The organism is Paenibacillus sp. MBLB1832 (assembly GCF_032271945.1).
Classification (GTDB): Bacteria; Bacillota; Bacilli; order Paenibacillales; family NBRC-103111; genus Paenibacillus_E; species Paenibacillus_E roseopurpureus.
Genome location: NZ_CP130319.1, coordinates 2,499,473 through 2,519,367, shown reverse-complemented (window position 1 = coordinate 2,519,367; position 19,895 = coordinate 2,499,473). Strand labels below are relative to the sequence as shown.

15 protein-coding genes and 1 pseudogene are annotated in these 19,895 nt (G+C 51.3%); all 16 read right to left on the bottom strand.

Annotation, left to right across the window (positions count from 1 at the left end):
• Window positions 1-2 precede the first annotated feature (2 nt).
• The gene (gene rsgA, locus MJB10_RS10970) at window positions 3-932 is read right to left on the bottom strand and encodes a ribosome small subunit-dependent GTPase A (protein WP_314804764.1); all 930 of its coding nucleotides are present in this window, start codon (window positions 930-932) and stop codon (window positions 3-5) included.
• Complete coding sequence (gene pknB / locus MJB10_RS10965; RefSeq protein WP_314804762.1) at window positions 932-3,031, bottom strand: Stk1 family PASTA domain-containing Ser/Thr kinase; 2,100 nt, start codon at window positions 3,029-3,031, stop codon at window positions 932-934. The genes rsgA and pknB overlap by 1 nt, the downstream gene beginning before the upstream one ends.
• On the bottom strand, window positions 3,028-3,792 hold the full coding sequence (locus MJB10_RS10960; protein ID WP_314804761.1) for a Stp1/IreP family PP2C-type Ser/Thr phosphatase: 765 nt from the start codon (window positions 3,790-3,792) through the stop codon (window positions 3,028-3,030). Before MJB10_RS10960 ends, pknB begins: the two co-directional genes overlap by 4 nt.
• A gap of 15 nt (window positions 3,793-3,807) precedes the next feature.
• Window positions 3,808-4,875: a 23S rRNA (adenine(2503)-C(2))-methyltransferase RlmN gene (rlmN, locus tag MJB10_RS10955; protein WP_314804760.1), complete on the bottom strand. Its 1,068-nt coding sequence runs from the start codon at window positions 4,873-4,875 to the stop codon at window positions 3,808-3,810.
• A gap of 79 nt (window positions 4,876-4,954) precedes the next feature.
• Complete coding sequence (gene rsmB / locus MJB10_RS10950; protein WP_314804758.1) at window positions 4,955-6,304, bottom strand: 16S rRNA (cytosine(967)-C(5))-methyltransferase RsmB; 1,350 nt, start codon at window positions 6,302-6,304, stop codon at window positions 4,955-4,957.
• Window positions 6,305-6,691: 387 nt separating this feature from the next.
• Window positions 6,692-7,657, bottom strand: coding sequence for a methionyl-tRNA formyltransferase (fmt, locus tag MJB10_RS10945; RefSeq protein ID WP_314804755.1), 966 nt, complete (start codon window positions 7,655-7,657; stop codon window positions 6,692-6,694).
• Entirely contained in the window at window positions 7,657-8,136 is a 480-nt protein-coding gene (gene def, locus MJB10_RS10940) for a peptide deformylase (RefSeq protein WP_314804753.1), read from the bottom strand. The genes fmt and def overlap by 1 nt, the downstream gene beginning before the upstream one ends.
• Window positions 8,137-8,186: 50 nt before the next feature.
• Window positions 8,187-10,702 (bottom strand): annotated as a pseudogene (priA, locus tag MJB10_RS10935) (primosomal protein N').
• Complete coding sequence (coaBC, locus tag MJB10_RS10930; protein ID WP_314804751.1) at window positions 10,702-11,922, bottom strand: bifunctional phosphopantothenoylcysteine decarboxylase/phosphopantothenate--cysteine ligase CoaBC; 1,221 nt, start codon at window positions 11,920-11,922, stop codon at window positions 10,702-10,704. Before coaBC ends, priA begins: the two are co-directional and overlap by 1 nt.
• 68 nt (window positions 11,923-11,990) lie before the next feature.
• The gene (gene rpoZ, locus MJB10_RS10925; RefSeq protein ID WP_314804748.1) at window positions 11,991-12,218 is read right to left on the bottom strand and encodes a DNA-directed RNA polymerase subunit omega; all 228 of its coding nucleotides are present in this window, start codon (window positions 12,216-12,218) and stop codon (window positions 11,991-11,993) included.
• Window positions 12,219-12,857, bottom strand: a complete 639-nt coding sequence (gene gmk / locus MJB10_RS10920; RefSeq protein ID WP_314804746.1) for a guanylate kinase — start codon at window positions 12,855-12,857, stop codon at window positions 12,219-12,221. It lies immediately after the preceding gene.
• Entirely contained in the window at window positions 12,847-13,107 is a 261-nt protein-coding gene (gene remA, locus MJB10_RS10915; protein WP_009672664.1) for an extracellular matrix/biofilm regulator RemA, read from the bottom strand. Before remA ends, gmk begins: the two co-directional genes overlap by 11 nt.
• A 34-nt stretch (window positions 13,108-13,141) precedes the next feature.
• A complete protein-coding gene (locus MJB10_RS10910; protein WP_314804718.1) occupies window positions 13,142-14,041 on the bottom strand; it encodes a YicC/YloC family endoribonuclease in 900 nt (299 codons plus the stop codon).
• 14 nt (window positions 14,042-14,055) lie between these two features.
• Complete coding sequence (locus MJB10_RS10905) at window positions 14,056-15,927, bottom strand: bifunctional homocysteine S-methyltransferase/methylenetetrahydrofolate reductase (RefSeq protein WP_314804714.1); 1,872 nt, start codon at window positions 15,925-15,927, stop codon at window positions 14,056-14,058.
• 55 nt (window positions 15,928-15,982) lie between these two features.
• Window positions 15,983-16,825: a diaminopimelate epimerase gene (dapF, locus tag MJB10_RS10900; protein WP_314804713.1), complete on the bottom strand. Its 843-nt coding sequence runs from the start codon at window positions 16,823-16,825 to the stop codon at window positions 15,983-15,985.
• A gap of 242 nt (window positions 16,826-17,067) precedes the next feature.
• Complete coding sequence (locus MJB10_RS10895) at window positions 17,068-19,872, bottom strand: calcium-translocating P-type ATPase, SERCA-type (protein WP_314804712.1); 2,805 nt, start codon at window positions 19,870-19,872, stop codon at window positions 17,068-17,070.
• Window positions 19,873-19,895: the final 23 nt, after the last annotated feature.

The following is a 19,895-nucleotide window of genomic DNA, read 5'->3' as shown; positions in this document are numbered from 1 at the left end:
GCCTAATACCTCCTCTTCCGATCTTTGATTTCAGCTAAAAATAGCAGGTAATGATCATAACGGGAAGCTGCGATCGTACCGCTGGCAACCCCGTCCCTTACTTTGCAATCCGGTTCGTGCAAATGCAAGCATCCTCGAAAGCGGCAGCCCTCCGCCACCGCGGCGAACTCTCTGAAGCAGCTGCTTAGCCCCTCCGCTTCAACTTCCATGAAGTCCAGCTGGCTGAAACCTGGCGTATCGGCAACAAGGCCGCTGCCCGCAAGCGGCAGCAATTCAACATGCCGCGTCGTATGCTTGCCTCGTCCCAATCTTTGCGAGATCGCATTCGTTTCAAGATCGATCCCGCTGATCATTTTATTCAGTAGAGACGACTTGCCTACACCCGATTGTCCAGCAAATACACTCACTTTGCCTTCCAAATGCGCGAGGATCGCCTCTACGCCTTCTTCTAATCTAGAACTCGTTGTTACAAAAGGGTAACCGATTCCCTGATACAGCGTGGTGATCCGATCAAACTCGGCGGCCGTCATTTCTTTCACGTGAGCAGCTTCTGCCGCATCTGTGAGCAGATCGCTTTTGGTAAAGCATAACAACACATCAATGCCCGTATTCTCGATATGCACTAGAAACTTGTCCAACAGCTGCGTATTGAGAACAGGCTCGGTCACTGAAAACACAAGCACAACAACATCCACATTGGCAATCGGCGGACGAATCAACTCAGAAGAGCGGGGAAGGATTTCCGTTACGGTTCCTTCCCCATTCTCCGTTGCTTCAAACATCACGCGATCTCCAACAAGAGGCGTAATTTTTTTGTTTTTGAACACGCCTCTTCCACGGCAGGTCACGGTATTCCCCTCATGAAGCACTGTTCCTTCAGGCAATACATAGTAATAACCGCTAAGCGCTTTGACGATGAGACCTTGCGGCATTAATTAGCCCCTCCAGCCGGTTGTTTAGAAGGCGTTCCGCCAGTTTGCCCTTGTCCATTGCCGCCTACAGGAATAGCAGGCCCTGAATTTTGCTGCTTCGGCGATGGGGAAGGACTTGGCGATACCGTCTTGCCATTCTTTTGATCCAAATAATCTTGATAGGTGCGTGTAATTGAATTAACTAAGGTGTCCCCTTCTTTAATCAAGATCACGGCTTTTTTGTCGGGAGAGACAATGACTTTGACATCCAAATTTTGCGGCTTCGATACTTTTTCCGTCTTGTATTCGAAGTTTTCATATTGAGCGTCGCTCACAATGATTTTGAACTCCGAATCCTTACCTTCTGTCGTAGGCCTCACGGCCACACTAACGGTAAGCTGTCCAGCATCCTCTGGCAATCCATCACTGATGACTAACGAAATTTCAGAGCCTACCGAAACATCGGCGTTCTTATCAAAAGGAAACTGCTGAATGACCTTCCCTTTGGCAACCTTGTAGCTCTTCTCACGTGTAATGCCATTAACCGGGAGCTTCAATCCCAGCTTCGTGATTTGGGCTTTCGCTTCTGCTTCCGTGGAGCCAACCAGATCCGGCATTTTGAACGTTTCCTTCGCTTTGCTCACCGTAAACGCAATGGCAGCCTTTGCGACTTCGAACTCTTCACCCGCCAGCGGCGATTGTTTCAAGATCATATCCGGCGCATTCTCTGATGTCTCTTGGGTAATCGTGATTTGCTCATCCTTAATACCAAGAGCTAGGAGCTTTAATTTAACATCCTTAAGGGATTGCCCCGCGTAATTATCCATCTTGACTTTAGGAACACCTTTGCTCACATACAGCGTCACTTTGGTGCCTACATTCAATCGCATGCCACTAGGATCCTGACTTACGACAATATCTTTGGCCAGCTTGCTCTCTGCGTCATACTCCACTTTAAATGTTAATTTGGCCGCTGTTAATTCAGCTTGCGCTTGTGTCAGCGGTTTGTTCACGACATTCGGCACCTCAACGGTCTCCACCGCGAACATCCCTTTCACATAGCCAACCAGGTACCACATCGCACCCAGCACGATTAACAAAACACCAATCCATATCAGCGGCTTGACCCAGCCTTTACTCTTGGATGGGGCAGGCTCATCCCGCCAAGCAGGCTTGTCTGGTTCATCCTCATCCTCATCGAATTGTGCCAACTGATCGGCGCGAATCGCCGGCATCACCAGCGTACGCTCTTCATCCATGCCATAAGCGTCCCAGAAAGCGATTTTCGTTTCATTCCGGCGATCTGGATTCAAACACGTATCGAGATCCGACATCATCAATTTCGCAGATTGATAGCGTTCCTCTGGCTTTTTGCGCATCGCCTTCAGAATAATGTTCTCCACACTTTGCGGAATAAGCGGATTCACCTTGCGCGGCTCTTCCACATCCTCCTGCAAATGCTTCAATGCAACCGAAATCGGGCTTTCTCCCAAAAATGGAAGACGGCCTGTCAGCATTTGGTACATCACAATCCCGAGGGAATACAAGTCAGATTTCTCGCCTGTATTCGTGCCTTTTGCATGCTCAGGAGAGAAGTAATGCACTGAACCGACGACGGACCCCGTTTGCGTAATGGTGGACGACGTCGCGGCTCTCGCGATACCAAAGTCCGTCACCTTTACACGGCCATTTTTGCCAATCAAAATATTGTGCGGCTTAATGTCACGGTGAATGATTTCGTTATGATGCGCATGATCCAAGGCATCTGCAATTTGACTGGCATAATGAACAGCATCTTCCACCTGCAGCGGCGCTTTTTCTTTAATCAAATCGTTCAACGTCTTGCCTTCGATATATTCCATCACGATGTAATGGACATCTTCTTCTTGTCCCACGTCATAAATACTGACCACATTGGGATGAGATAGGGAAGCGGCTGCTTGAGCTTCTCTGCGGAAGCGACGAATGAATTCCTCATCGTGCACATACTGCTGGCGAAGCACTTTGACAGCGACTTTGCGATTCAAAAGCAAATCATGCCCTTTGTAAACTAAAGCCATGCCGCCTCCGCCAATACGGTCTAAGATTTCATAGCGGCCTCCAAGCTTTCTTCCGATCAATTCCCATCACCCCTCTTTTCGTCCGAATCCTGATCATGTGCAAGTAAAAGGACCGTTACATTATCATCTCCGCCTTCGCGAAGCGCGCTCTGGATTAACTCTTCCGCCGCATCCTCCAGCTGCTCGTAAGAACGAACAACTCGCAGGATATCGGCATCGTCAACCAACCCGCTCAAACCATCCGAACAAATAAGAATAACATCGTCTGGACGCCACGTGTACTCATAGAGATCCACTTCCACGCTAGGCTCTGTACCTAGTGCGCGCGTAATCCAATTCCGTCTTGGATGGTGATCCGCTTCTTCAAGCGTAAGTTGACCATTCTTGACCAACTCATAGACCAAAGAATGATCTTCGGTCAGCTGTTGAATGGATTCCCCTGTCAGCTTATATGCACGGCTATCCCCGATATGTCCGATGATCAAAAGCTCCTGTGAAGCAATGACGGCAACGACGGTCGTTCCCATCCCGTGGTACTTCTCTTGACCAGACGCAAAAGCATAAATCTCCTCGTTCGCCTTCTCAATCGCTTCCCTCAGCAATTGCTTACATGCTTCCACCGACATTCCCCAATGGATGGACTGCAACTGTGCTCCTATCGTATCAATGGCCATCTGACTGGCAATATCGCCAGCCTGATGCCCGCCCATGCCATCCGCTACAATAGCCAAAGACAGGCCATTCAGCTGATGATGGATGGCGGCACGGTCCTCATTGACTAAACGGACTTTCCCAATATCGGTTCGACTTACCATCTTCATCCGGATCTCACCTCATTACTTGCTCTCCATATGCTTCGCTCGCAATTGTCCGCAGGCTGCAGCAATATCGCTGCCTTGTTCACGGCGTATGGTGGCATTGATTTTGCCCTTCTCCAAAATGCGTTGGAAGGTGAAAATATCATCCCTTGGCGTACGCTTGAAATCCCGTTCTGCCACGAAGTTGACTGGAATCAAATTCACGTGGCTCAGCGGCATTTCCTTCAAAACAAGCGCCAATTCCTCCGCATGCTCAGGCTGATCGTTCACTTCACCCATAAGGGCATATTCAAACGTAATCCTTCTGCCTGTCTTCGCAATGTAGTACTTGCACGCTTCGATCAAATCAACGAACGGGAATCTGCGATTAACAGGCATCAGCTTCGAGCGAAGCTGATCGTTCGGCGCATGAATCGAAATCGCCAAATTCACTTGCAGGTTCTCATCAGCGAACTTATAGATGTTCGGCACAATACCGCTCGTAGAAACCGTAATATGGCGTTGGCCAATGTTGAGCCCCTTCGGATGAATCATGACGCGCAGGAAATTCATCGTCGCTTCATAGTTCTCGAACGGCTCGCCAATACCCATGATCACGATGGAAGAAATACGCTCCCCCGTCTCATCCAGCAATTTCTGTGCTTTGACAACCTGAGCTACAATCTCGCCTGGTCGCAAATCGCGCTTCAATCCGCCCAGCGTGGAAGCGCAGAACGTGCAACCCACTCGGCATCCGACTTGTGTCGTCACGCAAATACTGTTGCCGTAGTTATGCTTCATCACAACGGTTTCAATCGCATTCTTATCTTCAAGCTCAAACAAGAACTTCACTGTGCCATCCTGAGATTGATATTTCGTAATCTCGGACAGCGTAACAAACTCAAACTGTTCCTTCAGTTTGTCACGAAGTGTTTTGGGCAAATTGGTCATTTCATCGAAGCTGAACACGCGTTTGATATACAGCCAGTCGAAAATTTGACCCGCACGGAACGCGGACTCTCCGTTTTCTTTAACCCAGCTCTGCCACTCATCCCAATTCAAATCATAAACAAATGGTTTCTCTTTTTCATATGGCTTTAAACCCACTATTATCACAACCTGTTGTTATTTCGTCTATTTGTCCATAGTTTACCACAAAGCAGGAACGAACACACGTCCCTGTCCGTTACACCTCGCGCTTGCGAAGCCTTGCGATGAAAAATCCGTCCGAATGGAACTGCTGCGGCAAAATTTGCACCATGCCTCGGGCAGCCGCTTCTGGGGCAAATCTAGTGAAAACATCCTCTGGCAGCGGAGCTAGCTCAAATTCGCTGTGTTCCGCAAGGAAACGCTCCACCATCCCCTCATTCTCCACCTGTTCGATCGTGCACGTGCTGTAGACCATCACGCCCCCCGGCTTCAACAGGCGATGAACACGGCTCAGTATCGCATATTGAATATCGCTTATTGCTTCAATTTCGGCTTCCTGCTTCGCCCATTTGAGATCGGGCTTGCGGCGAATAACCCCGAGGCCCGAGCAAGGCGCATCCAGTAGAATGCGGTCGAACGACGCCTCGGCAAAATGCTCATCCAGCGTCGCAGCATCCATCACCAACGTCTGAATCGACGATAAGCCCAGACGCTCGGCTTGGTCTGCGATTAATTGCTGTTTGTGGGCATGGAGATCACACGCCCAGATCTGCCCGACATCGTCCATCTTCTCGGCGATGTGAGCGGTCTTGCCGCCAGGGGCGGCGCAGCAGTCCAGCACCTTCATGCCTGGACGCGGATCCAGAGCTTCGGCGACGAGCATCGAGCTCTCGTCTTGAATCGAGAAGTCCCCTTGCTGGAAGCCGGGGACTAACGCCATGTTCCCGGCCCCCTGCACAAGGATCCCGGCCGGGGCCAGCTCTGACGCTTCCGCGCTGAGGCCGCTGCCTTGGAGCTGCTGGAGCAGCTCCAAGCGGCTGCGCCGCCTCGCGTTCGCGCGGATGCTCACGTGCGGCGGCTCATTGTTCGCCGCACAGATCTGTTCCGTCAGCTCAGGACCGAGCTGACGGATCCACCGGCGCACGAGCCATTCCGGATGGGAATGGCCCAGCGCGATGCGCTTCACGTCGCCGAGCGCAGCCGGCAGCGTGAGCTCGTCTTTGCTGCGGATGATGGCGCGCAGCACGCCGTTGACCATGCCCGAGATGCCTTGGTGGCCTCGGCGCTTCGCGATATTGACCGCTTCGCTGACGACCGCATGGTCGGGGATGCGGTCCAAATAATGCAGCTGATAGAAGCTCAGCCGCAGCAAGCACCGGACCCACGGCTCCAGCTTCGCGAGCCCTTTGCTGACAAAGCGCTCAAGGAAGAAGTCGATCGTGTTGCGACGTCCGATCGTACCGTACACGAGCTCTGTCGCCAGACCCGCATCAGCCCGCTCCAGCGCATGCTTCTGCAAGACTTGATTCAGCAATAAATTGCTGTACGACTGATTCTCTTCAACCCGAACAAGCACATCCAGCGCCGCATCACGGGCAGAACGCATAACAGCGCTGCTCTTCGCAGCGCCTGAGGATGAGTTTGACGCAGAGGACTTGCCCGTTCTCTGCGATTTCTTTTGTCCGCCTTGCGGACGGTTTGATTGTTGTGTAGACAAATCTATACCTCATTTGTGAAATGGCATTAGTTCATACTTGGATCTTATATGGAGTTAGTCGAAAAAATCGACGATCTCTCGGTTTTTATAGGCTCAATATTTGCCACTTGCTGGAATTAAGACCCCGCAGAGGTCTTATCCAGCAAAATTAGCCAGCCCGAGGAGAAATAGGCCCCCTCAGGGGTCTTATTCTCTGCCGATTGGCTCGAAACGATACCATTTGCTTGAGTTCACTATCATCCAGGCTCACCGCTCAAGGTTAGTCGAAAAAATCGACTATCTCTCCGTATTCCGAGGCTCGATTCCCAGCACAGTCCCCGCAGGAATCTGCACACCGCGAATAAACTCGGCAATAGGCATCGCCTTTTTGCCAGCGGGCTGAATCTCCGTCAGCCACAACGATCCTGCCCCAGTCATGACTTCTATCCCCTGCTCACTACAGCTAAGCACAGTGCCTGGAGCAGCTGACTGCTCACGGCCAGTCACAGCTTGAGGCTTCAAGCTCGCCCAAACCTTCAGGACTTCCCCATTCCAGAAAGTATATGCGCCTGGGAACGGGTTCAAACCTCGAATGTGATTCCACAGCTCGAGCGCAGGACGCGACCAATCCAGAAGCTCATCTTCCCTGCGAATGTTCGGTGAGTAGACCGCATCCGCTTCATTCTGCGGAACAGCTTGGATCCGACCCGCCAACAAATCTGGCAATGTCCGCTTCAGTAGATCAGCACCTGCAATGCTCAGTTTTTCAAAAAGCGTCCCCGTCGTATCCGTATCCTCGATCGGCAGCGCCACATGCGAAATCATATCGCCTGTATCCAGCCCAACCGCCATATACATGATGGTTACGCCGGTTTCGGCCTCACCGCGCATGACAGCATGATGAATCGGCGCTCCCCCCCGATATTTCGGAAGCAGCGATGCGTGAATATTAATACAGCCGAATTTCGGCAAATCCAGCACCGATTTCGGTAAAATTTGACCATAAGCCGCTGTAACGATTAAATCTGGCGCAAGCTGGCGAATCTGCTCAACAGATGCTGCTTCACGCAGCTTCACTGGTTGAAGCACGGGAATCCCGTGCTTCTCCGCCTCTACCTTCACTGGCGTCGGCGTCAAGACGCGCTTGCGTCCTTTCGGCCGATCCGGCTGTGTAACGACGGTTGTCACATTGTAGCCTTCCGCAAGGAGCAGCTGCAAGGACGGCACCGCGAAATCAGGCGTGCCCATGAAAATAATGTTCACTATTCTTCTTCCTCTTCGTCGGCTGTATAGGTTTTGACCGCTAGATCTGTAAATAAGACGCCATTCAAGTGGTCAATCTCATGGAAAATACAACGAGCCAGCAACTCTGTGCCTGTCACTTCAATCGGATTACCATGACGATCTTGACCTTTCGCCGTTACGGTCATGGCACGCAGCACATCACCGCGAAGACCAGGAATACTTAAACAGCCTTCAGGGCCCATTTGCTCGCCGCTGGATGTTACGATTTCAGGATTCACCATTTCGATCAATCCGCCATGCTCTTCGCCGCAATCCATCACGATTACGCGCTTCAGAATACCGATTTGCGGAGCAGCAAGGCCTACGCCTTCCGCTTCATACATCGTGTCTGCCATATCATCAAGCAATTTATGCAGATTGGAATTAAACTTCGTAACTGTGACCGCCTTCTCGCGCAGCACAGGATCTGGATCTTTAACAATAATACGAATAGCCATGAGTGTGCACCTACCCTTTAAGTCATTTCGATTAGTGAAAATAGCTAATATTACATCAAATATTGCGGGTCAACATCTACGCTGATGAGCAGTTTTTCTTTGGTTGAGCGTTCCTCAAACCAGGCCACGGTCTTGGCAACAATGTCAGCAGCCAGATCTTCCCCCGATATTTTACCACGCATTGGAATCGATATCTATCTTTGATTCGGGAAATTGGCGATGCGACAGGTCCCAACACATCAAATTGGAACGAAGCATCCAGCGGTACAGCCTCTGCAAAAAGATCCACCTGCTGAGTTGTATAAGGTTTCGCAATCTCTTTGAGCCTCGTCACGAAAGCTTCCGCCAAACGAACCAACAGAGGCGCCTGCTCATGTGAGAAGGTGATCAAGATTAATCGCTGATACGGCGGGTAACCAAGGTTCGCCCGAATATCCAGCTCATGATTGGCAAATGCCAAATAGTCATGATGGCTCGCATACTGCACACTGTAATGCTCAGGCGTGTACGTCTGAACGAACACTTCCCCCTGCTTTTCATGCCTGCCAGCCCGCCCTGCAACCTGCGTTAGCAGTTGGAATGTGCGCTCCGCCGAGCGAAAATCAGGAATATTCAGCACCGTATCCGCCGCGATCACCCCAACGAGGGTTACATCAGGAAAATCCAGCCCTTTTGCCACCATTTGCGTCCCCAGAAGAACATCCGCTTGCTTCTCACGAAACATCGTCAACCATTTCTCGTGAGAGCCCTTCTCCGTCGTCGTGTCTACGTCCATACGAATGACCCGTATGCCAGGGAAAATTTTGCTAAGCTCTTCCTCCACACGCTGCGTTCCCGTTCCAAAATGGCGAATATGTTCCGACTGACAGCTCGGACACTGCTTCACCTCACGCTCGGCATAGCCGCAATAATGACAGCGAAGCATGTGAGAACTCTGGTGATACGTCAATGAAATGTCGCAATGCGGACACTGGGACACGAACCCGCAAGTTCGGCACATGACGAATGTCGCGTACCCTCTGCGATTCAGCAGTAAAACAATCTGTTCCTTCTTGTGTAACCGATCTTCAATCGCTTTATACAAGGACTGGCTGAACATCGAACGATTGCCGTTCTTGAGCTCCTCGCGCATATCCACAATCATGACGGGCGGCATCGGTCTGCTCGCGACACGTTCTTTCATCGTCAACAGGGTAAAAGGTGGCTGAGACCGGTCACGGCGGCGTCTCGTTTTCTCCATACTCTCCAAAGACGGCGTAGCGGAACCAAGCACAACCGCAGTTCCCATCATCTTCGCTCTTTGTATCGCCACATCCCGTGTGTGATATTTAGGACTTTCCTCCTGCTTATACGAGGATTCATGCTCTTCATCTATAATAATCAGGCCGATTTTCGTAAAAGGGGCAAAAATCGCTGAACGCGCGCCAATCACGACCTTCACTTGTTTGCGCGTAATTTTACGCCATTCATCGTATCGTTCGCCATTGGACAAACGGCTATGAAGAACAGCAACAAGGTCGCCAAATCTCCCTTTGAAACGTTCCACCATTTGCGGTGTTAAGGAAATTTCCGGCACAAGCACAATCGCTTCCTTACCCATATCCAAGCATTGCTGGATGGATTGCAGGTATACTTCTGTTTTGCCGCTTCCAGTCACCCCATGAAGCAGGAACACTTCGTGCCGCTCTTCCGCTACCGCGTCTCGGATCGGTGCAAACACACGGCTCTGCTCCTCCGTCAGAACGAGCGGTTTCGTCCGTGCGAAAGATCGCCCCGAATAAGGGTCGCGCATCACTTCCACCTCGCGCAGCTCAATCCAGCCACGATCGGCTAAGCTTTTGACCGTGCTCGCACCGACCTCAATTGTATCCATCAACTCGGTCAAGCGAATCGCATGCGGATGCTCCATCAAATAGCGCAGCACCTCTTGCTGCTTGTTCGCTCTAGCAGGTAACTCGGCAAGCGCCGCTTCCAAGCCTTCCCCGCCAGGAGGAGGAAATACGGTCAACGCCTTCTTGGTAGACATCCGATCCTTTACGAGCTGCACTTCTGAAAGCCTGCCCGTTGAAAGCAACTCTTTAATGAGCGCGCCTTCCTTGGAAAAACGCTCCAACAGCACGTCCATTGAGACGGACTCTTTACTCTTCACAAAATCAAGGATCGCCTGTATATCCGGCATATCTAAAAGCGCCTGATCCTCGTCCACTTCGTCGCCGGCGATGATCACTCGCTCATATTTTGCCTTAAGCGCCGCAGGAAGCATCGCTTGCAGCGCCGTCACTTCATGACACAAGTACATGCGGCTAATCCAACGACCTAAGCTCACAAGCTCGCTTGTGAGCGGCGGCACCAAATCCAGCACATGCTGAATCGGCTTGATACGCTTCGCATCCACATCTGTTGTCTCATGCAGCTCCACTACAAAACCTTGTAAAACCCTCGGCCCGAAAGGGACGCCGACTCGGCTTCCCACCTCGACCCACTTGCTCAGCGATGCAGGAACTTCATAGTCGAAAGCCCGATTCGTTTGCTTTGCGGGTACATCGACAATGACCTTAGCGTACATCAGGACTCCTCCGGAGCGGCAGACATGCGATCCCCTGCCAGTTCCAGCAGCTTACGAGCCACATCCGACTTGCTTTGAATCGGCAGCGCCTGTACAAGTCCGTTCTTGTCGTAGAAACGCACGACATTCGTATCCACACCAAAGCCTGCGCCCTCCTGCGACACATCGTTCCCCACGATGAGATCACAGTTTTTGCGCTTCAGCTTGTCCAATGCGTGCTCATCCAGCCGCTCTGTCTCGGCAGCAAAACCCACAACAAACTGATGCGTCTTGCGTGTGCCGAGCTCCTGCAAAATGTCCGGATTCTTAATCAGCTCAAGTGTCAGCGAGTCCGATTTCTTTTTGATCTTCTGCTCCGCCACGACAGCAGGGCGGTAGTCCGCTACAGCAGCCGCTTTAATCACGAGGTCGCTGTCCTCGAAACGAGCCAATACGGCTTCTCGCATGTCCAGCGCGGACTGCACGCGAAAGATCCCTACGCCGTCAGGTACAGGAAGTGCCGAAGGCCCCGATACTAGCGTAACCACGGCCCCCATACGAGCAGCTTCCTCTGCGATCGCATAACCCATTTTGCCTGAAGAGTCATTCGTCAAATAACGAACGGGATCTAGACGCTCCACCGTGCCGCCAGCCGTCACTAACACACGCTTACCTGTTAAGCGCGCCGTCTCTCCTTGGAAAAACGCCTCGACCGCAGCGAAAATTTCCTCTGGCTCCGCTAGGCGACCCTTGCCCACATATCCGCAAGCCAGCTGCCCTTCCCCTGGTTCAATGAATCGAACACCACGGCTTCGAAGTGTTTGCATATTGAGTTGAACCGCAGGATGCGCATACATATGAACATTCATGGCAGGGGCTACCCAGACAGGCGCCGTCGTTGCCAGCAGGGTCGTGCTCAGCATGTCATCGCCTAACCCTAAGGCCAGCTTGCCAATCGTATTCGCCGTTGCGGGTGCGATGAGCACTAGGTCTGCACTGTCGGCCAAATGGATGTGTGAAACGACCTCGGGATCCTTCTCATCAAACGTATCGACAAACACATGATGCCGCGACAACGTTTGGAACGTTAACGGGGCAACGAATTGTACGGCCGAACGGGTCATAATGACGCGCACCACGGCTCCGGCTTGAGATAATTTACTCGTTAACGCCGCTGCCTTGTACGCCGCAATCCCACCGCAGACACCGAGGACGATCGTTTTACCTTGCAATACACCCATGGGAATCCCCTTTCGTAAAGCCCAATTGAGAAAAAAATAACAACCACGAGGGTTGTTGGGAGGAGCATTTATTTCTTCTCGTATTTCTCAGACTCTGTCGCATTAATTTTCTCATAGCCGATAAAGTTGCCGTACAATTCTTCCAAAGCTAGACCCACGTTTTTGTGGGATTTCTGACCTTTCAAATCCGTTTTCGCGCCATCGCGAAGGGATCTTGCTCTTTTGGAAGCTGCAACAACCAACGAATATTTGCTATCCACGATATCAAGCAGTTTATCAATTGAAGGGTATAACATTCAATTCACCTCATCCATCCATTGTACAATTTTGGGAAACATACGATCTTTTTTGCAATGTTCAGCCGCAAGGATCGCCTGAATTTTCGCACACGCCGTATCGACGTGATCATTCACAATCGCATAATCATAGTGCTCCATCAAGCGGATTTCGTCAATCGCCACAGACATACGGCTACGGATCACTTCATCCGTTTCTGTACCGCGTGTAACAATGCGATTCTCCAACTCATCCAGCGATGGCGGCAATAAGAAAATAAAGACACCTTCGTCAAACTTCTGTTTGACTTGCAGTGCACCTTGCACCTCAATTTCCAAAATCACATCATGACCTGCACGCAGAGTTTCCTCTACGAAACGTCTTGGCGTTCCATAGAAATTCCCTACGTATTCAGCCCACTCCAGCACTTCATCGGTCTCGATGAGCTGTTGGAACTGCTCACGGGTTTTGAAGAAATAATTAACCCCGTCTACTTCACCTTGTCTAGGAGAACGCGTTGTCGCTGATACTGAATACACAATATCAGGAGAAATCTTGCGCAGCGCTGCACACACCGTGCCTTTACCGACGCCTGACGGACCGGATAAAACAATTAGTATACCTCTCTCACGCTCAAGGGTATTCGTATTACTCGTCATGATCATCGTCCTTATTCGAAAGTCTATGCGCTACCGTCTCTGGTTGTACTGCCGACAAAATCACATGATCGCTGTCCGTGATAATAACGGCACGGGTTCTTCTACCATATGTAGCGTCAATCAGCATGTGACGATCACGCGCTTCTTGAATGATTCTCTTGATCGGAGCCGATTCAGGACTAACGATCGAGATAATGCGGTTCGCCGATACGATGTTGCCGAACCCGATATTAATTAATTTGATAGCCATCTAGACTTCCTCCTCGCAAAGCTGCATGCACGCTTCACTCGATATTCTGTATTTGTTCCCGCATTTTCTCCAGCTCTGCTTTCATCGCAATCACTCTAGCCGTAGGCTCTGAATGGTTGGACTTCGAACCGATCGTGTTCACTTCTCGATTCATTTCTTGAATCAAGAAGTCAAGCTTTCGGCCCACAGGCTCTTGGTCCATCAATAAAGCCTCACATTGCCCAAAATGACTCTTGAGCCTTGTCAATTCCTCATCTACATTGGAACGGTCTGCAAAAAGCGCAATTTCCGTCGCCAACCGCTGCTCGTCAACAGGAATCCCGTCTAGAACAAGAGATTGGATCCGGCTCGTCATTTTCACAGCATACTCTTGAACGACTTGAGGCGCTAACGCTTCCAGCTCCAGATGAATTCGCTTCATCTCGGAAAGCCGGTCACGAATGTCCCGCTCCAGGAAGTCCCCTTCACGGCGTCTCATCGCGGATAATTGAGCGACGGCCTGCTCCAAACAGGCACATAGCTCCTGTTCGATTTCGTCATCCCACTCTTGTCGTACCTCTTTCATCTGTATCAACTCAGGCAGCCTTAGTAAATCCTTAAGTTCAACCTGACCTGCCATCCCATAACGCTGCTTGATCTGCGCTGCTGCTTCCAAGTAAGCATCAGCTAGTGCAAAATTAACGATTATGTTCTTAGGAGAAGCCGCTTCGCGCTCTGCTGTCACGAAGACATCCACACGTCCGCGCTTGACAGACTGCAATACCGTTTTCTTCAAAGCGTCCTCGAACGCCGCCCATTCCTTAGGCAGCCTGATTGACACTTCACTATACCTATGATTGACCGATTTCACATCGATAAACACGTTGTATCCCGCAAAAGAACGATTCGCTTGTCCGAACCCGGTCATACTGCAAATCATTCTAATCACATCCATTAATCTATTTTAATTCATTTTGAAAGTGGGTACAAGTGGAAATCATGCCGATTCGACTTTTCCCACACATACTTCGTCAAATCTACGCACATTTCATAGGCTAAGAATGGGGTCATGAGGTAGATGCCATTGAAGTATTCCATCGCTGTATCGAGCAGTTCTTTGGCGATCTCCACCCCCATTGCGCGGCCTTCCGCACCCTTCAAGCCATCCATACGCGCTCTAACTTCGTCGGATAACCGAATACCCGGCACTTCATTATGCAAATACTCCGCATTGCCGCCGCTTGCCAGCGGTGCAATCCCGATGAAGATCGGAATGTTCAAATGCTTCGTCGCTTCATAAATTTGTTCAATTAATTTACTGTCGTACACAGGCTGCGTCATGATGTAATCCGCGCCAGCTTCGATTTTGCGTTCTAGTCGCTGAACGGCTTTATCCAAATGCTTTACATTCGGATTGAATGCCGCGCCTACAACGAAATTAGCCTTCTGCTTAAGCGGCTTGCCCGAGAAAGCGATGCCTTCGTTGAGCTGCTTGATCATCCGAATGATTTCGAATGAGGTCAGGTCGTACACCGAGCTGGACCCGGGGAGATCGCCAAACTTGGCGGGATCGCCAGTCACGGCCAGCACGTGGTCGATGCCCAGCGCGTGCAAGCCCATGAGATGGGACTGCGTCCCAATCATGTTGCGGTCGCGGCACGCGATGTGAATGAGCGGACGCGCGCCAAGGCGCTCCTGCACGAGGTAGCCGAGTGCCAGGTTGCTCATACGCGTCACGGCAAGGGAATTGTCAGCCATTGTAATGGCGTCCACGTGGGCTTCCTGCAGGGCCTTCGACCCCTGCATGAACTTCTCGATGTCGAGATCCTTCGGAGGATCCAGCTCGACAATAACGGTTTTGCGCTGCTTGACGATGTCCAGCAGCGACGGTATGCCCGCCGGCGGCGCAGGCTTCGCTGGCTTAGGCTCGATCACGAGCGTGGCTGGCGCGCTCGCTGTGCCTGGCGCAGCTGGCACATAGCCTTGCAGCGCCTTCGCCACAGCGGCGATATGCTCCGGCGTCGTGCCGCAGCAGCCGCCGATGATGCGCGCGCCGAGATCGGCGAAGCGCAACGCGCTTTCGGCGAAATACTTCGGCGTCGCCGCATACGTATATTGCCCGTCTACGTAGTCGGGCAATCCAGCGTTCGGGAACGCCGAGAACGGGATGCCTGGAATCGGCGCAAGCTTCTCCATCGAACGGAGAATCCCGTTCGGGCCGACGCGGCAGTTGAAGCCGATCACATCGGCGCCCTCATCGCGCAGCCGCAGAAACGCTTCCTGTAGCGGCACACCGTCTTGCGTGGAACCTGTGCCCTCATTGGCAAATTGGCAAATAACAGGAAGCTCGCTCATACTGCGGATAATCCGCAGGGCTAGCTGCAGCTCTTCCAGATCATAGAAGGTTTCGAGCAACAGCCCGTCCACTGGCGAATCCAGCAGGATGCCGATTTGTTCGCGCAGCGATTCCTCGACATCAGCGGTACGTACATTTTTACGTTTACCCGCACGAATCGAACCAATCGCTCCAACGACATACGCATCATTCCCGACCACGTTGCGAGCTAACTCAACACCCGCACGGTTAATCGCCTCTACATCGCCTTCTAATCCATACTTCGAAAGCTTCTCCCGATTCGCCGAGAACGTATTCGTTTCAATAAGACGAGCACCTGCCTCGAAATAACGGCGGTGCACGTCAGCGACCGTTTCGGGCCTTAGCAAATTCAGTTCTTCATATGAAATACCGACAGGAAAGCCCATCTGATATAAGTATGTCCCCATTGCGCCATCACCGGTCAAAATCTCCCGTTGCAACGCCGATCGAAGATCCAATTTCATAACACAATTCCCCTATCTACCCGACATGTCAGCCGTCTAATCGTTTGAATCTACCCTACAAATCTATGGCAACCGTACCTGTAAACACTTCTTCCGCAGGTCCTGTCATATATACGTGATTATCCTCTTCTCTCCACTCAATCAACAGATCCCCGCCTTTGAGCGATACAGTCGCTTCGCGATCCGACAATCCATTCAAGACTGAGGAGACGAGAGTAGCGCAAGCACCCGTTCCGCAGGCAAGCGTTGGTCCCGCGCCTCGCTCCCACACCCGCATATCCGTAAAAGTACGGCTGCGTACCGTTGCGAATTCGACATTGATTTTGCGTGGAAACATGGGATGTCTTTCGAGTTTAGGTCCCCAAGCTGCGAGGTCGAAATTCACGGCATCGTCCACGTAAATCACACAATGCGGGTTCCCCATGGAAACCGCCGTGAACCGAAAAGCTTGCCCATCCACTTCAATCGGATAATCAATGACTGTGTCGGCATTTACCGTCGTCGGCACTTGCAAGCCTTGCAGAATCGGCTGACCCATGTCAACACGAGCCGTTACGACGACCCCATCTTCTACTTGTACTTGAACTTTCTGAACACCAGCGCCAATCGTCTCGATCGTAATTTCGGTGGCATCAATCAGCTTGTGGTCGTACACATATTTGGAAACACAGCGGATCGCATTGCCGCACTGCTCGGCCTCGGATCCATCCGAGTTAATAATTCGCATTTGGAAATCTGCCTTCTCTGAAGGAAGAATAAACACTACGCCGTCAGCGCCAATGCTGAAGAATCGGTTGCATAACCGAATGGCTAACTCGGCCGCATGAGAAGGAAGCTCTTTCTCACCCGCTACGACGATAAAGTCATTGCCAAGTCCGTGCATTTTCGTAAAATTCATGTCAAGCACCCCTAATGTAAGGTTTAGCCATTATCATAGCGCAAAATGCGCCCTATGCATAGCCCTGACCCCGCCACAGCCCCGTATCGTCCCAAAATCGCCTTACACCAGGATAAACGGCCGCGCCGTCTTTGGAAAAGACGGTATCCGTTTACCAAGTTTGATGCGAAGCTATAAGTTGCAAAACTTATATATTCTTATCAAATGCGAAAAAGCTGCCTCTCGGCAGCCCTTCCAATTCCCTATCTAAAACTAGGTTTCGACGATTTATTATAGAGCGAAGAGCTTGAACCACGCGATCCTTTAGTACGTTTAGGCGACAGCATGCTGCCCAGACCCATGAAGAACGTAGGAATGCCTGCGGCGATCAGAACGAGAATCCAATCCTTCCAGCCGAGCGGAACGGTTTTGAAAATCGGTTGAAGGGCATCGACATACATAACACCGAGCATAAGCACAAGGGAAGAGAGAACAGCCAGCACGAGGTAGCGATTTTGCAAAGGATTCCGATGAAAAATCGACCGTGAGCTGCGGCAATCGAATACATGGATGAGCTGAGCCATGACTAGCGTTGCAAACGCGACGCTTTGCGCTTTCAATAACGTATCTGCATCCGACGGATTTGCGCGCAGGATAAGCCAGAAGGCGCCCAATGTGCACACACCGATGAGCATACCACGGGAAATAATTTTCCAACCTAGACGTCTTGCGAAAATGCTTTCCTTGGCTGAACGCGGCTTGTGCTGCATCAAGTCTTTCTCAGCTTGATCCACGCCCAGCGCCATTGCCGGCAGTCCATCTGTGACCAAATTCACCCACAAAATTTGGATCGGCACGAGCGGCAGCGGCAGACCAGCCATCATGGCGATGAACATCGTCATGATTTCGCCTACATTGGACGCGAGCAGATAGCGAATGAATTTGCGAATATTCTCATAAATACTGCGCCCCTCTTCAATCGCTGCAACAATCGTCGCGAAGTTATCATCACTGAGAATGAGCGAGGAGGCTTCCTTCGATACGTCGGTGCCCGTAATCCCCATGGCAATCCCGATATCCGCCGCTTTAATGGCAGGCGCATCATTGACCCCATCCCCCGTCATCGCTACAACGTGTCCATTGCGCTGCAAAGATTTGACGATCCGGAGCTTATGCTCAGGGGATACCCGAGCGTACACATACGTATCATTGACTTTCGCATCCAACTCATTGTCCGACAGCTGCGCAAGCTGTTGACCGCTCATGCTGACCCCGTTGGCAGGAATCATACCAAGCTGCTTCGCAATCGCTTCCGCCGTCGTTTGATGATCACCCGTGATCATCACCGTCTTAATGCCTGCCTTGCGGCATTTGGAAATCGCTTCACGCACTTCTTTGCGTGGAGGGTCGATCATTCCAGTTAAACCGACGAAGATCAAGCCATTCTCAACATCTTCATGATCTTCATAGCGATCGCTGCCCTTCAGCTCTTTGTACGCGATGCCCAATACGCGGAGGGCGGATTTCGCCATGCCTTCATTGGCTGAAATCACCTTCTGCTTCAGCGTGGATGTGAAGGGGATTACCTTGCCATCCCATAAAATGTAACTGCAGTGCTGCAGAAGCACGTCTGGCGCACCCTTGGTACAAGCCATTCGGCCACTCTCGGAGGACACCAGGACAGACATTCTTTTACGCTCGGAATCAAAAGGAAATTCGGCGATGCGTTTATATTTTTCCCGCAATGAATCTTGGGTAATGCCGCTCTTCGCACTGAGCACAACAAGCGCGCCTTCGGTGGGATCGCCTTTGATATGCCAGACAGAAGCAGGTGCCTCGGCGCCGTCTTTGCCTTTCTTCCGTTTCGACTCCTGCTTCTCTTCAATTAAGGTGGCGTTGTTACACAGCGCAGACACATGGAGCAGCTTCGAGAGCGAAGGATGCTTATGCACATCCGTATGCTTACCGCTATGCAGAATATGACCAACTGGGGCATAGCCGTCCCCTGTTACCTCCAGTACATCACCGCCAACCCATAAATGTGTTACGGTCATTTTGTTCTGTGTCAATGTGCCCGTCTTATCTGAGCAAATGACAGAGGCGCACCCCAGTGTTTCTACGGAGGGGAGTTTCCTGACAATCGCTTTGCGCTTAATCATTCGCTGTACGCCGAGCGCTAACGCAATCGTCACAATCGCAGGAAGCCCTTCTGGTATGGCTGCGACCGCTAAGCTGACACCCGCCAAGAACATCGCATAAGGTGGTTGTCCATGCATAATACCAGCGACAACGACCAAAATCGTTAGAGCAATCGCAACGATAATCAAAATTTTCCCCAGCTGTTCTAAGCGGTGCTGAAGAGGTGTTTCCATGGATTCTGTATTTTGAATGAGATCCGCAATTTTGCCCATCTCCGTATTCATCCCAATTCGAACGACGACCGCCTTGGCCGTGCCTCGGGCAACCATCGTTCCCATGAACCCAAGATTCCGTTGATCACCCAGCGGTACATCATCTTGCGGAATGGGTGATGTGATTTTACTTACGGCAATCGACTCTCCGGTCAACGCTGATTCCTCAATATAGACACCGTTCGTCTCCAAGAAACGGACATCGGCCGGCACCCTGTCACCGCTTTCCAACAGCACAATATCGCCAGGCACCAAATCACGCGCTGGAATCTGATGAACGGCTCCTTCCCGCCATACATTCGCATTCGGTGCAGAAAGCTCCTTCAGGGCACGCAGGGAGCGCTCCGCACGAAATTCCTGCGTAAAGCCCAAGATGCCGTTCATCACAATAATGACAACGATCGTAATGGCATCCAAAAATTCACCAAGCAAGCCGGAAATCAGGGTCGCCCCCAATAAGACCAGCACCATGAAATCTTTAAATTGATTCAAAAGCAAAGTGATCGGCGATACACGTTGCCCCTCTGAGAGTTCGTTTCGCCCTACCTCGGCTTGACGTTTCCAAGCTTCTTCCCAGGGCAATCCTTGCTGCAAATTCACTTGCTGCAACTGCAAGACATCCTCCGAGTTCAACTGGTACCACTTATTCTGACTCATCCGCCCTTCTCCCTCCTACATCC

Excerpts from the sequence above, each read along its gene's own strand:
- rsgA (WP_314804764.1), bottom strand. The coding sequence starts at position 932 with ATGCCGCAAGGTCTCATCGTCAAAGCGCTTAGCGGTTATTACTATGTA.
- MJB10_RS10960 (WP_314804761.1), bottom strand. The coding sequence starts at position 3,792 with ATGAAGATGGTAAGTCGAACCGATATTGGGAAAGTCCGTTTAGTCAAT.
- rsmB (WP_314804758.1), bottom strand. The coding sequence starts at position 6,304 with ATGCGTTCTGCCCGTGATGCGGCGCTGGATGTGCTTGTTCGGGTTGAA.
- def (WP_314804753.1), bottom strand. The coding sequence starts at position 8,136 with ATGGCTATTCGTATTATTGTTAAAGATCCAGATCCTGTGCTGCGCGAG.
- coaBC (WP_314804751.1), bottom strand. The coding sequence starts at position 11,922 with ATGGGTGTATTGCAAGGTAAAACGATCGTCCTCGGTGTCTGCGGTGGG.
- rpoZ (WP_314804748.1), bottom strand. The coding sequence starts at position 12,218 with ATGTTATACCCTTCAATTGATAAACTGCTTGATATCGTGGATAGCAAA.
- gmk (WP_314804746.1), bottom strand. The coding sequence starts at position 12,857 with ATGACGAGTAATACGAATACCCTTGAGCGTGAGAGAGGTATACTAATT.
- remA (WP_009672664.1), bottom strand. The coding sequence starts at position 13,107 with ATGGCTATCAAATTAATTAATATCGGGTTCGGCAACATCGTATCGGCG.
- MJB10_RS10910 (WP_314804718.1), bottom strand. The coding sequence starts at position 14,041 with ATGGATGTGATTAGAATGATTTGCAGTATGACCGGGTTCGGACAAGCG.
- MJB10_RS10905 (WP_314804714.1), bottom strand. The coding sequence starts at position 15,927 with ATGAAATTGGATCTTCGATCGGCGTTGCAACGGGAGATTTTGACCGGT.
- dapF (WP_314804713.1), bottom strand. The coding sequence starts at position 16,825 with ATGAATTTTACGAAAATGCACGGACTTGGCAATGACTTTATCGTCGTA.
- MJB10_RS10895 (WP_314804712.1), bottom strand. The coding sequence starts at position 19,872 with ATGAGTCAGAATAAGTGGTACCAGTTGAACTCGGAGGATGTCTTGCAG.